This is a genomic window from Enterobacter sp. 168J2, assembly GCF_034107265.1.
In the GTDB taxonomy this organism is placed as follows: Bacteria; Pseudomonadota; Gammaproteobacteria; order Enterobacterales; family Enterobacteriaceae; genus Enterobacter; species Enterobacter nematophilus.
In genome coordinates this window covers 908,572-921,813 of record NZ_JAWNEB010000001.1, presented here as the reverse complement: position 1 = coordinate 921,813, position 13,242 = coordinate 908,572, and the positions used below count along the sequence as shown (strand labels likewise).

14 protein-coding genes are annotated in these 13,242 nt (G+C 57.1%); 9 read left to right on the top strand and 5 right to left on the bottom strand.

The window, feature by feature from the left end; translation table 11 throughout:
* Positions 1-65: 65 nt before the first annotated feature.
* Entirely contained in the window at positions 66-383 is a 318-nt protein-coding gene (locus tag USG84_RS04555; RefSeq protein WP_061098355.1) for a YebG family protein, read from the top strand.
* Between the two features lie 79 nt (positions 384-462).
* Here USG84_RS04555 and catA read toward each other — a convergent pair whose 3' ends face one another.
* Positions 463-1,128, bottom strand: a complete 666-nt coding sequence (gene catA / locus USG84_RS04550) for a type A chloramphenicol O-acetyltransferase (protein ID WP_253541792.1) — start codon at positions 1,126-1,128, stop codon at positions 463-465.
* A 417-nt stretch (positions 1,129-1,545) separates the two neighbouring features.
* Between catA and USG84_RS04540 the strand changes: the two genes are divergently transcribed.
* Positions 1,546-2,283 (top strand): YoaK family protein, encoded by a 738-nt coding sequence (locus USG84_RS04540; RefSeq protein WP_151413850.1) that lies wholly within the window; start codon positions 1,546-1,548, stop codon positions 2,281-2,283.
* Positions 2,284-2,289: 6 nt separating this feature from the next.
* Here the strand turns inward: USG84_RS04540 and USG84_RS04535 are convergent, their stop codons facing one another.
* Complete coding sequence (locus tag USG84_RS04535; protein WP_061098360.1) at positions 2,290-2,694, bottom strand: MerR family transcriptional regulator; 405 nt, start codon at positions 2,692-2,694, stop codon at positions 2,290-2,292.
* A gap of 91 nt (positions 2,695-2,785) precedes the next feature.
* On the opposite strand from USG84_RS04535, the gene USG84_RS04530 reads away from it, so the two are divergent.
* The 6 genes from USG84_RS04530 to clcB all read left to right on the top strand — a co-directional run bounded on the left by USG84_RS04530 (position 2,786) and on the right by clcB (position 8,854).
* Positions 2,786-3,733 carry an NAD-dependent epimerase/dehydratase family protein gene (locus USG84_RS04530; protein ID WP_061098361.1) on the top strand — a complete coding sequence of 316 codons (948 nt, stop codon included), beginning with the start codon at positions 2,786-2,788 and terminating at the stop codon, positions 3,731-3,733.
* Between the two features lie 275 nt (positions 3,734-4,008).
* Entirely contained in the window at positions 4,009-4,719 is a 711-nt protein-coding gene (gene osmY / locus USG84_RS04525) for an osmoprotectant ABC transporter permease OsmY (RefSeq protein ID WP_045261451.1), read from the top strand.
* 18 nt (positions 4,720-4,737) lie between these two features.
* Positions 4,738-5,637, top strand: a complete 900-nt coding sequence (gene osmX / locus USG84_RS04520) for an osmoprotectant ABC transporter substrate-binding protein OsmX (RefSeq protein ID WP_151413851.1) — start codon at positions 4,738-4,740, stop codon at positions 5,635-5,637.
* 8 nt (positions 5,638-5,645) lie between these two features.
* Positions 5,646-6,293 (top strand): osmoprotectant ABC transporter permease OsmW, encoded by a 648-nt coding sequence (gene osmW / locus USG84_RS04515; RefSeq protein WP_028012983.1) that lies wholly within the window; start codon positions 5,646-5,648, stop codon positions 6,291-6,293.
* Complete coding sequence (osmV, locus tag USG84_RS04510; RefSeq protein WP_061098363.1) at positions 6,293-7,441, top strand: osmoprotectant ABC transporter ATP-binding protein OsmV; 1,149 nt, start codon at positions 6,293-6,295, stop codon at positions 7,439-7,441. Before osmW ends, osmV begins: the two co-directional genes overlap by 1 nt.
* 102 nt (positions 7,442-7,543) lie before the next feature.
* On the top strand, positions 7,544-8,854 hold the full coding sequence (gene clcB / locus USG84_RS04505; protein WP_320738175.1) for a voltage-gated ClC-type chloride channel ClcB: 1,311 nt from the start codon (positions 7,544-7,546) through the stop codon (positions 8,852-8,854).
* Here clcB and bioD read toward each other — a convergent pair.
* From bioD to USG84_RS04490, 3 genes are all read right to left on the bottom strand, one after another.
* Entirely contained in the window at positions 8,789-9,484 is a 696-nt protein-coding gene (gene bioD / locus USG84_RS04500) for a dethiobiotin synthase (protein ID WP_061098364.1), read from the bottom strand. The genes clcB and bioD overlap by 66 nt on opposite strands.
* 130 nt (positions 9,485-9,614) lie before the next feature.
* Positions 9,615-10,835: a sugar metabolism global transcriptional regulator Mlc gene (gene mlc, locus USG84_RS04495; protein WP_041910244.1), complete on the bottom strand. Its 1,221-nt coding sequence runs from the start codon at positions 10,833-10,835 to the stop codon at positions 9,615-9,617.
* Positions 10,836-10,965: 130 nt separating this feature from the next.
* The gene (locus USG84_RS04490) at positions 10,966-11,862 is read right to left on the bottom strand and encodes a LysR family transcriptional regulator (protein WP_028012978.1); all 897 of its coding nucleotides are present in this window, start codon (positions 11,860-11,862) and stop codon (positions 10,966-10,968) included.
* A gap of 121 nt (positions 11,863-11,983) precedes the next feature.
* On the opposite strand from USG84_RS04490, the gene USG84_RS04485 reads away from it, so the two are divergent.
* The gene (locus USG84_RS04485; protein ID WP_320738174.1) at positions 11,984-13,237 is read left to right on the top strand and encodes an MFS transporter; all 1,254 of its coding nucleotides are present in this window, start codon (positions 11,984-11,986) and stop codon (positions 13,235-13,237) included.
* The last annotated feature ends 5 nt before the right edge of the window (positions 13,238-13,242 follow it).

Below are 13,242 nucleotides of genomic sequence, written 5' to 3'. Positions count from 1 at the left end.
CTTTTTACTGCAACATCATCCCGAAGCTGTTATACTGTATATAAATACAGTATGAGAGGTGCGTGATGGCTGTTGAAATAAAATATGTTGTCGTAAGAAAAGGTGAAGAGAAAATGACATTTGCCAGTAAGAAAGAGGCTGACGCTCACGACAAACTGCTCGATATGGCAGACGCGTTCACCGACTGGCTATTGCAAAGCGGAATGCAGATGGATGAAACGCAGGCTGAAAATCTTGGTCTGTATCTCGCCGAGCAGAAAGAGACCGTGCAGCATATTTTGCGCACCAGCAAGCTCCCTGCCCTCGATGCCCCTGCGGCTGATGATAAAACCGAATCAGATGCGGCTGACAGTAAAAAAATCAGAGCGGTAAAAGCTGCCTGATCGCCACATCGTCACCGAACCTGACGCCGCAAGCAGCATGCTGCTTGCGGCTTTTTTATTAACGTCAGCGCCTGGCAAATCACGCGCCGGATTGCGGCAAGGCATCAATCATCTCTTGTAACTCATTGTACAGCCTTGCCACATGGAAACCATCGCACACGGAATGATGAACCTGAACGGCGAGGGGCAATAATACTTTGCCATCGTGTTCGTAGTATTTTCCAAGCGTAAACATAGGGGCAAAAAAGTTCTTCATGTGCGCAACGTTGACGTTAAAGCTGGTAAAACTCACCCAGGGAATGCCAGATATGAAAAAGATATTTTCCCTGGATTCGTCCTTAGGCCAATAAGCAAGATTATTACCGTAGCGCGCAATGTCTTCAGCGTAGGTCTTCTGGAAGTGCTGAATATTGCCATCGTAATGGCTCCATAATGATGAAAATGTCTCTATTTCATTATGGAAAATGGTATAATTTGGATGGACTTCGTTCCATATAATAAGCTCATTGTCTTTCATGGCCATACGGAACTCAGGACGACTGTTGACGATCTTAGAAATGAGAAAAATAATCGTCGGGTAAAATTTCCAGCCAACCGCTTTGATGTGTTTTAACAGCGCGGTAATATCGATTAAAACCGTCTGGTTAAACGTCGACTGAGCGAACCCCTGAAAAATCTCAAAATGTTCCTTCCTTGCCCAACGAGATAAGTCAACGGACGTATATTCCGGAATTGTTTTTTCCATTTCTAAGCCTTTAATGAGCAAGGACATCTCTGATGTTAGCCTAAATTTTTTCCCCGCATTAAGCAAGCAGGCGACGGAATTCATTAACGCTGGCGCTATGTCTTTGCGGCGGGCGGGACGTTTACCCTGGCGGATGTCGTACCTGGGCTGTCGATGATGACACCGTTTGACAAGCCCGGCGAGCCTGCACTTGAGGACTGGTTTGAACACTCAAGCCAGCGTCCGGCGTTTTTTTGCGTCACGGAAATAACGGCAGGGTTTTAATTATTCACATCCGCATCTTGAGTAAGGATATTTTATTTAATTACAAAACCCTGAAGCCTGTCAGAGGGAATAATAATTAAGCCATATCCTGGACAGCCCGTTGCACCGCTTTGCTAGCCTGATAGTCAGGCAAAGCTCAACCCGGAGGTATTCTTGCTGATTAGACTCAAGAAAGAACGAACGCATAAGGAGGATCGCCGGCTTGCCCTCTGGCTGGCGACCTCGGCAGGTTTGCTTAACGCCATCGCCCTTGGGGCATTTGGCTTTTTCCCCTCTCACATGACCGGCAACACCTCACAATTATCCAGCGAAGTCTCCTCCACCGATCTGAGCGATATGATTTTCTTTGGCTCGATTATTCTCTCTTTTGTCACCGGCGCAATCCTTGCCCGTCTTATTGTGCTATTGGGCATTATCCATAATATCAGGCTGGTTTTTTGCCAAATTCTTTTTGTCGAGGGGGTACTCCTGACCGGCGTCTCTCTCTACGAGATGTATTTCCACGCCCTCACGAGCAACCGCGAGATTATTATTTTTCTGTGCGGCCTGATGGGCATTCATAATTCAACCTCCACGCAGCTCTCCGGCGGACGGGTGAGATCGACGCACATCACCGGTACGCTGACGGATGCAGGCATATCGCTGGCTTCCGTGCTGGTGGCGATGCTCCGCAGGGATTACTCGAAGGATACCGCGGCGCAAAAAAGTCAGCTGAAAACCCACTTAACCACCATTTTCTCGTTTATGACCGGGGGGATCGCAGGGCTGCTGTTGTTCAGATGGGTTGGCTTTAACGCCATGCTGGCACTGGGGCTGATGCTCACGATTGTTGCGACGGTTTCCATTATTACCGTCTCGACGCGCGTTCGCCGGGTGCGCGCAGCGGCGTGAACCCGGTCAATCACCCTGCAGCTGCCCCAGCAGGCGCTGCATGTTGTCGTCACAGGCGATCCCCTCCGGCCGGTTGGCGATACTCGTGACCAGGTCCAGCAGCTCTCTTCTGTTTTCCTCGAGCTGCTTTTGCATAGCCTCTATCTGCGTAATGCGCGTCTTAAGGGATTCGATCAGTGCTTCATGATCCCAGCGCTGTTGCGGCTGCGGCAGGAAGCGGCGTATTTGCTCGAGCGTAAACCCGGTGCGCTGAGCGTTATCGATGATTTTCAGCAGCGCGGCAGCGTTCGTAGAATATACGCGATATCCGTTTCCCTGCCTTACTGGCCGTGGCAGTAAGCCTTCCGCTTCATAAAACCGAATTCGCGACGGGGCGATCCCCGTCATTTTCGACAGCTCGCCAATTTTCATTTCTTTAGCTCTGGCATATTGACCTTAAAGTTAACTTTAAGCTTAAACTTTTTATAAGGTCAACCGGATCGCCATCTCTCACGGAGCTAAAATGCAAACTATTCTGGGAGCCAGCGGGCAAATAGCCCTTGAACTGGCCCGCGAGCTAAAACGCGGCTATACCGACGATATCAGGCTGGTCAGCCGCCATCCGCAGAAAATCAACGCCAGCGATACCCTCTTTGCGGCCAACCTCCTGGATGCACAGCAGACGCAGAAGGCGGTCAACGGCAGCAACACGGTCTATTTTACTGCCGGTCTGCCGCCAGATTCCGCGCTCTGGGAGCGCCAGTTTCCGACCATGCTGGAAAACGCCCTGCAAGCCACGCGAAGCGCGGGCGCAAAATTCGTCTATTTTGACAATACCTATATGTATCCTCAGAACGACGTGCCGCAAACCGAAGAGACGCGCTTTGCGCCCCGGGGACGGAAAGGCAACGTGCGTGCGCTGATGGCCAACCGGGTGCTTGATGAAATGCAGCGGGGCGATATTCCCGTTCTCATTGGTCGAGCACCGGAGTTTTACGGGCCTGAGAAAACGCAGAGCTTCACGAACGCGCTCATTATCGACAGGCTTAAGCAGCACAAACGCCCGCGCGTTCCGGTACGTGACGATACGCGTCGCACCCTCATCTGGACGCCAGATGCCAGCCGCGCGCTCGCCCTGCTGGGCAATACGCCGGAGGCCTTCGGGCAGACGTGGCATTTACCCTGCTGCGACGAAAGGCTGACGTATCAAAAGTTTGTCACTCTCGCCTGTGAGATCTTCGGCCAGAAAGCGGACTACGCCGTGCCGGGCAAGCTGGCATTCGCCGCGACGGCGCTGTTTTCGCAGGGTGCGCGCGAAATGTGGGAACTGTTGCCCAGATATGACGCTGACAATCTCTTTGATTCAACGAAGTTCAGGCAGCGTTTCCCCGAATTCGCCGTTACCCCTTACCGACAAGGGCTTGAAAGCATCTGGCATGAGTGGAATTCGAAAACATATAAAACAGCATAACTACGTTGCCGCACCGTCAGGATGCGGCCCCTAAATTGTGACAACGTCACATTCCAATCTCGTGTTTAGGACTATTCTGCCTGCCCGACAATCAGCCCTTATGCCATCAGGCCTGGCTGAAGGTTGCCACTAGTTTCATAGGGTTACTGATTTCACCCCTTCGCTGGAACCCTTCCCAAACGCTTGCTATAGGTCAATTACCCCTGCCGAAACATGGCATAACAACAGGCAACCGGCGGTTGCTATAACGCATGCGCACAGGGAGACACACCGCAATGCACCCATTACTCAAACGCTCGCTGCTGTTTGTCGGCGCCATTCTCGTGGTCCTCGCCCTCCTCGTCTGGGGAATCGGGCTTGAGACAATCAAGGCGCGCCAGGTTGACCTGGTCTACCTCGGGCAACAGCACATGATTCTGGTTTTCTCGTCGATGTTTTTTGCCCTGCTGGTGGGCATTCCGGCCGGTATTTTGCTGAGTCGTCCGGCCGCGCGGGGCGTCGCCGAATACGTGATGCAAATATTCAACGTTGGCAACACCCTGCCGCCGCTGGCCGTGCTGGCGCTGGCGATGGTGGTGATTGGCATCGGCGATACGCCTGCCATCATCGCCCTGTTCCTCGCCTCGCTGTTGCCGATTGTGCGCAATACCTACGCCGGGCTGTGCTCGGTCCCGTCGTCGCTGCTGGAAGCGGCAAACGGCATTGGGATGACGAAATGGCAGCGCCTGCGCCAGGTTGAGCTGCCCAACGCCTGGCCGGTTATGCTCTCGGGGATCCGCATCGCTACCGCCATTAACGTCGGCACCGCGCCGCTGGCGTTCCTGATTGGCGCCAGCAGCTACGGCGAGCTGATTTTCCCGGGCATTTATCTGAACGATTTCCCGACCCTGATCCTCGGCGCGGCGGCCACCGCCCTGTTCGCCCTGATCCTCGACACCCTGCTGGCGGCGCTGGGCCGCGTGATGAGCCCCCATCTCGCTCGATAACAATAACAAGGAGCTTTTATGAGACTGTTTTCCAGCCTGACGGCGCTGTGTGCCGCGGCGCTGTTCACCGGCCAGGCGCTGGCAGCCCCGCTGATTCTGGCGACCAAGAGCTTTACCGAGCAGCATATTCTCTCGGCAATGACCGTACAGTACCTGCAAAAGAAAGGTTTCCAGGTTCAGCCAAAAACCAATATCGCCACGGTGATCTCCCGCAACGCGATGATCAACAAGCAGATTGATATGACCTGGGAGTACACCGGCACGTCGCTGATCATCTTCAACCACATCAACAAGCGTATGTCGCCGCAGGAATCATACGAGACGGTGAAGCGCCTCGACGCCAAGCACGGTCTGGTGTGGCTCAAACCCGCCGACATGAACAACACCTACGCCTTCGCCATGCAGCGCAAGCGCGCCGAGGCGGAGCATATCAACACCATGTCAGAGATGGTGGCGAAAATTGAGCAGGTTCGCAAAACCAACCCGGACAAAAACTGGCTGCTGGGCTTAGACCTCGAATTTGCCGGGCGCAGCGACGGCATGAAGCCGCTGCAGGAGGCCTATAAGATGGATCTGGACCGTCCGCAAATCCGGCAGATGGACCCGGGTCTGGTCTATAACGCCGTGCGCGACGGCTTCGTCGACGCCGGGCTGGTTTACACCACCGACGGGCGCGTAAAGGGCTTTGATCTCAAAGTGCTGGAAGATGATAAAGGCTTCTTCCCGAGCTATGCGGTCACCCCGGTGGTGCGCAAGGACACCCTGGAGGCAAACCCCGGTCTGGAAGAGGCGCTCAATACTCTCTCTGCCCAGCTCAACAACGACGTTATCACCGAGCTGAACAAGAAGGTGGATATCGACCATCAGTCACCGCAGCAGGTCGCCCGCGATTTCCTGCGTAGCAAGCAGCTGCTGTAGGAGGCGCTATGGATACCGTTCACTACATTCTGGACAACTGGGACTATCTGTTAACCCTGACGCTGCAGCATCTGTGGCTGGTGGCGCTGGCCGTGGGCTTAGCGATTATCATCGGCGTCCCGCTGGGCATTTTAATTGTGCGCCACAAGTGGCTGGCAACGCCGGTGCTGGGGATAGCCACCATCGTGCTGACCATCCCGTCTATTGCCCTGTTTGGCCTGATGATCCCGCTGTTTTCGCTGATCGGTCAGGGGATTGGCGCCCTGCCCGCTATAACGGCGGTGTTTCTCTACTCGCTGCTGCCGATCGTGCGTAACACCCACACGGCGCTGGACAGCCTGCCGCCGGGCCTGCGCGAAGCCGGACGCGGCATCGGCATGACGTTCTGGCAGCGTCTGCGCTGGGTGGAAATTCCGATGGCGCTGCCGGTGATTTTCGGCGGGATCCGCACCGCCGTGGTAATGAACATCGGCGTGATGGCAATCGCCGCCGTGATAGGCGCGGGCGGGCTTGGCCTGCTGCTGCTTAACGGCATCGGCGGAAGCGATATTCGTATGCTGATTGCGGGCGCGCTGATGATCTGTCTTTTAGCGATTGTGCTCGACTGGCTGCTGCACCGTCTGCAGGTGGTTCTGACTCCAAAGGGGATTCGATAATGATAAAACTGGAAAACCTCACCAAACAATTTTCACAGAAGCACGGCCAGACCTTTAAGGCCGTCGACAACGTCAACCTGAACGTGCCTGAAGGGGAAATGTGCGTCCTGCTCGGCCCGTCCGGCTGCGGGAAAACCACCACCCTGAAGATGATTAACCGCCTCATCACCCCAAGCAGCGGGAACATCCTGATTAACGGCGAGGACACCAGCGGGATGGACACCGTGACCCTGCGCCGCAACATTGGCTACGTAATCCAGCAGATTGGCCTGTTCCCGAACATGACCATTGAAGAGAACATCACCGTCGTGCCGCGCATGCTGGGCTGGGATAAAGCGCGGTGCAAAGCCCGCGCCGAAGAGCTGATGGATATGGTGGCGATGGATCCGCACAAGTTCCTCCACCGCTATCCGCGCGAGATGTCCGGCGGCCAGCAGCAGCGTATTGGCGTTATTCGCGCCCTGGCGGCGGATCCCCCGGTGCTGCTGATGGATGAACCGTTCGGCGCGGTGGACCCGATCAACCGTGAGGTGATCCAGAACCAGTTCCTGGAGATGCAGCGCAAGCTGAAAAAAACCGTCATGCTGGTGAGCCACGATATCGACGAAGCCCTGAAGCTCGGCGACCGCATTGCGGTATTCCGTCAGGGAAAAATCGTCCAGTGCGCCAGCCCGGATGAACTGCTGGCGAAACCGGCGAACGAGTTTGTCGGCTCGTTTGTTGGTCAGGACCGCACGCTGAAGCGCCTGCTGCTGGTCTCCGCGGGCGACGTCACCGACCAGCAGCCGACCATTACGGTGCGAGGCTCTACCCCGCTTCCTGACGCGTTTGCCACCATGGACGATAACGATATTCGCGCGATTACCGTGGTTGACGAGCACGGCAAGCCGCTGGGCTTTGTGAAGCGTCGCGAAGCGCGCAACGCCAGCGGTACCTGCGCCGACATCCTGCATCCGTTCCGCATGACCGGCAAGGCCGAGGACAACCTGCGCGTGGTGCTTTCCCGTCTGTATGAAAGCAACACCAGCTGGATGCCGATTGTGGACGAGGACGGGCGCTACAACGGCGAAATTTCGCAGGACTATATTGCCGAATACCTGAGCTCAGGGCGTACGCGCCGGGCGCTGAATATTCACAGCGACAGTTAATTTTTCCGGCCGGGCATCGCCCGGCTTTTTCGCACGCATACCTTTTGCTAACCCCGCGATTTCCCGCCACAATATTGTATCGTCCCCGTTTAATCGCGACCCATGCAACGTCTTCACGCTTACCCCGACATCCGCGCGATGTTTCGCCGACTGCTGATTGCCACCATTACCGGCGTGCTGGCCGCGCTGGCCGTTGCGGTGTTCCGTCACAGCATGTACCTGCTGGAGTGGCTGCTTCTGAGCAACGACAGCGGCAGCCTGGTGAATGCCGCCGCGTCGCTCTCTCCCTGGCGACGCGCGCTAACGCCTGCGCTTGGAGGGCTGGCTGCCGGATTGCTGCTCTGGGGATGGCAGCGCCTGACCGCCCAGCGTCCCCACGCGCCGACCGATTATATGGAAGCGCTGGAGACCGGCGACGGTCAGTTTGACTACGGCGCGAGCCTCGTTAAATCTCTTGCTTCGCTGCTGGTCGTTGCCAGCGGAAGCGCCATCGGTCGCGAAGGAGCCATGATCCTGCTTGCCGCCCTCGCCGCCTCCTTTTTCGCCCGTCGTTTTACGCCCAAATTCGAATGGAAGCTCTGGATCGCCTGTGGCGCCGCCGCCGGGATGGCCAGCGCCTACCATGCTCCCCTGGCCGGCAGCCTGTTCATCGCTGAGATTCTGTTTGGCACGCTGATGCTGGCCTCGCTCGGCCCCGTGGTGATTGCGGCGGTGGTCGCGCTTCTCACCACGCAGCTCCTGGCACCGGGTGCCGGTACGCTCTACGAGGTCCATCTGAGCGGCATCCTCACCGCGACAGATTATGCTCTGCTGGTCGCAATGGGCCTGCTGGCAGGCCTCTGCGGACCGCTGCTGATGTGGCTAATGGCGTTCAGCCACGGGCTTTTTCTGCGCCTTAAGCTTTCGCCGCCGTGGCAGCTGGCGCTCGACGGCTCGATCGTCGGGCTGCTTTCTCTTCTGACGCCGAAGGTGTGGGGGAACGGCTACAGCGTGGTTCAGGCTTTTCTTCTCGCCCCGCCGCTGCTCTCGGTGATTGCCGGGGTGTTTATCTGTAAATTGCTGGCGGTGCTGGCAAGCAGCGGTTCGGGGGCGCCGGGAGGGGTGTTTACGCCTACGCTGTTTGTCGGTATGGCAACGGGGATGCTGTTCGCGCAGCTTTTCGCGCTGTGGCTGCCGGGTTCTGAGACGGCGATGCTGCTGGGGCTGGCCGGGATGGCAACGCTGCTCGCCGCGACCACGCATGCACCCATTATGTCGGCGCTGATGGTCTGTGAAATGACCGGGCAGTATTTTTTACTGCCCGGTTTACTGGTCGCCTGCGTGATGGCGTCCGTACTGTCGCGAACGTTACGCCACGACTCGATCTACGGTCAACACGCCACCGAGGGCAGAGAGATCGATGTACTGCGCTAGCTCGCGCTGCTCGGCGCGAGGCAGATAAGGCAGCTCGCCCACCAGCGGGCCAGGCAGCTTGGTGCTCAGCACGTCGATGATTTCAGCGTAGTGCGCGAGGCCCGGATTAATGCGGTTTGCCACCCAGCCAACCAGCGGCAGGCCGTCATTGGCAATCGCCTGCGCCGTCAGCAGCGCGTGGTTGATGCACCCTTCCTGGATACCCACCACCATCACTACCGGCAGTTGCTCCTGCACGACCCATTCAGACAACGGGCGCAAATCATTCATCAGGCTGCGCCAGCCGCCCGTCCCTTCGACCACCACGTGATCGACCTGCTCGCTCAGGTTCGCCAGGCCGTCGGACAACAGGGGGTAATTGATCGGGCCGCTGTGCGCCACGCTGCTCTCCTCTTCGCTTAACGCAATAGGATTGACCGCGTGATAAGGCAGTTCCAGCGACGAGACGCTTTGCAGCACCAGGGCGTCTTTATTTCGCAATCCCTCTGGCGTCTCTTTACTCCCTTTTGCGACCGGTTTGTACCCTGCGACGCGTTTACCGCTTGCTGCCAGAGCCTGCAGCAATGCGCGGGATACAACGGTCTTGCCGACAGAGGTATCTGTACCAGTAACAAAGAAACGCTTAAGCATGACTCACTCCACCTCTTGGGTATGCTTCGAAAATATCAACCAGGTAAATAATTCAGTGGAGGAAGTCTACGGGATGCGTGCGCTACCCGGCTTGAGATAGCGCAATTTTTCTTACATCTGCGGAAAAGAGTTAACCCTGCAACAGGCGGATAAGCAGCGAGCCGTTGTACATGGCATCTTTGACCAGCGCCGCGCCGGCCATCGTGCCCTGGTTGGAAAACTGGGTACTTTCTACCGCAATATTTCTGCTGTAGGCGGGAAGCGACTGCTGTTGAATACAGGCCGTAATCGCCGGAAAAAGGATCTCCGCCGCCTGGCTCAGCGGTGAGCCAATCAGGATTTTTTGCGGATTGAAGAGGTTCACCATAATCGCCAGAATGCGGCCTACGTTATTTCCCACTCCGGTAATAATGTCCTTCGCCAGCAGATCCCCCTGACGCGCGGCGGCGCAGAGGGAATCCACCGTTAAGGGCTGGCCGTGAAGCGAGGAGCTCATGGACTGGCTAAGCCTCACCTGCGCCAGTTCGAGCACGCTTTCCACGCTGGCGATCGTCTCCAGACAGCCATGGTTCCCGCAGTAGCAGCGCTTGCCGTACGGGTCGACCTGGGTGTGGCCAATCTCCACCAGGCTGCTGCTTCCGGCGTGGAGGAGCCGTCCGTCGGTGATCACCCCCGCCCCGACGTTATGGTCGATGACCACCTGAATGACGTCCCGCGCACCGCGCGACGCGCCGAACAGCGCTTCCGCCATCGTCCAGGCGCTGATGTCGTGCTGAATATAGACCGGCACGCCGGTATGGTTTTCCAGCACTTCGCCCAGGGGCATCTCTTTAACATCGTCGTAAAACGGCATGCGGTGAACAATACCATTTTCGGTATCAATAATGCCGGGCATGGTGATGGCAATCGCCGTCAGGCGTTCTAGCCGCTGCTGATGGCGAATAAAGAAGCGATCGATATGGGAGACGATCGCATCGAGAAGCGGTTCCTCGGCGTTGAGCGGCAGCTCAAGCCGGTCTTCCACCACCAGCTTGCTGCTGAGGTCGCGCAGCGCAAGGAAGATCTCTCCGCGGCTGATGCGCAGCGAGAGGTAGTGCCAGGCTTCCGTCTCGACCACCAGGCCAACCGCCGGACGACCACGGCTGCCCGGCTCCTGAATTTCCGTCTCCTGGACCAGGTGCGCTTCCAGCATTTCGCGGACAATTTTGGTGATACTGGCGGGTGCCAGCTGTGCCAGGCGCGACAGATCGATACGCGAAACCGGACCAAGCTGATCAATCAGGCGATACACCGCGCCAGCGTTGGTCTGCTTAATCTGATCAATATGCCCTGGCTGACTATCAGCAACCACCTCGTACTCCCTTATTTTCGAGCTTCGAAATAAACTTTTGGCTATGGTGAAGCACTTACATGGGTGTCGTCAAATATTTACTTAGCCATGTGATTTACCGCACATTTTTACCCGTTTTTCCCGGGAAATATCAGACCGCGGAGGCCTGGATTAACCGCTGTTTGAAGCGCTGCGCAGCATGACTCTGTTCGCGATGTTTTGACCACACCAGCCACATCTCGGACACGGCATCCTCCTCGGCAATGGCTACCCAGCGCATTTCGCGCAGCTGTACCCGCTTAAAGGAGGCCGGGAGTATCGACACCCCAAGCCCGGCGGCGACCAGGCCGATAATGGTCATCGCCTCTCCCACCTCCTGGGTGATGACCGGGGCAAGATCGTAGCGGCGCATCAGCCCCAGAATATCGTCATACAGGCCCGTCCCGACCTGCGGGTCAAAAAAGACAAACGGCTCTTTTGCCAGCTCTGCCAGCGAAACCGCCGGACGCGACGCCAGCGGGTGGTCGTTCGGGATCATGGCCATCAGCGGCTCGCGCAGGATCACCTCCCACGCCAGCGTGTCCGGCAGCTGGGTATTACGCATCAGCCCCAGATCGAGCGCGCCTTCATTCAGCGGCGCAATCTGCTCGCGGGTATTAATTTCGCGCGTCTGAATATGCACGTCCGGAAAATGACGGCGGAATGACGATAGCGTCTGCGAGACGGCGCTGATAAACGGCGCGGACGAGGTAAACCCGATCCGCAGCTCTCCGGCTTCCCCAAGATAGAGCCGTTCCGCCCGGGCGGCGGCGTCGTCGACCATGCTCAGAATTTGCCGGCTATCGATCAGAAACTGCTTACCCGCCGCCGTCAGGCTCACGCTGCGGTTGGTGCGGGCCAGAAGACGCGCCCCGACCTGCTGCTCGAGGATTTGAATCTGCTGGCTTAAGGGCGGCTGAGAAATATTCAGCCGCGCCGCCGCGCGGCCAAAATGCAGCTCCTCGGCGACGGCGACAAAGTAGCGAAGATGACGCAGCTCGATATTCATATTTTTAAAGTATCATTTGAGATTATTAATATATTAGACAGAATATTTACATTTTCCTACCCTGAACAGGTGGTCATACCCGTCACCAGAAATCACGGGGATGTTTAAGCAAGGAAACTGTGTGAGTCGTACATCTACCATTGATATCGATCCGGCCAGAGATATTAATGATTTGCCTGTAGCATCGCAGCCGGTTCAGTTCATCAAACGCGGTACCCCCCAGTTTATGCGCGTCACCCTGGCGCTCTTTTCCGCCGGTCTGGCAACGTTTGCCCTGCTCTACTGCGTTCAGCCGATCCTGCCCGTGCTCTCCCACGAGTTCGGCGTATCGCCCGCCAGCAGCAGCGTTTCGCTTTCCATTTCAACCGGGATGCTGGCAATTGGCCTGCTTTTTACCGGCCCGCTCTCCGACGCCATTGGCCGTAAACCGGTGATGGTAACCGCCCTGATACTGGCCTCGGTCTGTACGTTACTCTCCACGATGATGACCAGCTGGCACGGAATTTTGATGATGCGCGCGCTGATCGGGCTATCGCTCAGCGGCGTGGCGGCAGTCGGGATGACCTATCTCAGCGAGGAGATCCACCCGAGCTTCGTTGCCTTTTCGATGGGGCTGTACATCAGCGGGAACTCGATTGGCGGCATGAGCGGGCGTCTGCTGAGCGGGGTATTTACTGACTTCTTTAGCTGGCGCATTGCGCTGGCGGTGATCGGGTGCTTTGCGCTGGCATCGGCCCTGATGTTCTGGAAAATCCTGCCGGAGTCGCGCCATTTTCGCCCGACTTCACTGCGCCCGAGAACGCTGTTTATCAACTTCCGCCTGCACTGGCGCGACAAAGGTTTACCGCGACTGTTTCTGATGGGATTCCTGCTGATGGGTTCCTTCGTGACGCTGTTTAACTATATTGGCTACCGGCTGATGCTCTCGCCGTGGCATCTGAACCAGGCCGTTGTGGGTTTGCTTTCCGTGGCCTATCTCACCGGCACGTGGAGTTCGCCGAAAGCCGGAGCGATGACGGCGCGCTTTGGCCGCGGGCCGGTGATGCTGGTGTTTACCGCGGTGATGCTGCTTGGCCTGCTGCTGACGCTCTTCTCTTCCCTGTGGTTTATCTTTGCCGGGATGCTGCTCTTCTCCGCAGGGTTCTTCGCCGCTCACTCGGTCGCCAGCAGCTGGATTGGCCCGCGCGCGCGTCGCGCCAAAGGACAGGCATCGTCGCTGTATCTGTTTAGCTATTATCTGGGCTCAAGCATAGCCGGGACGCTGGGCGGCGTGTTCTGGCATCACTACGGCTGGAACGGCGTGGGCGGGTTTATCGCGCTGATGCTGTGCGCGGCGCTGCTGGTGGGAGCAAGTCTTCATAAACGTCTGAGATAGTAAGG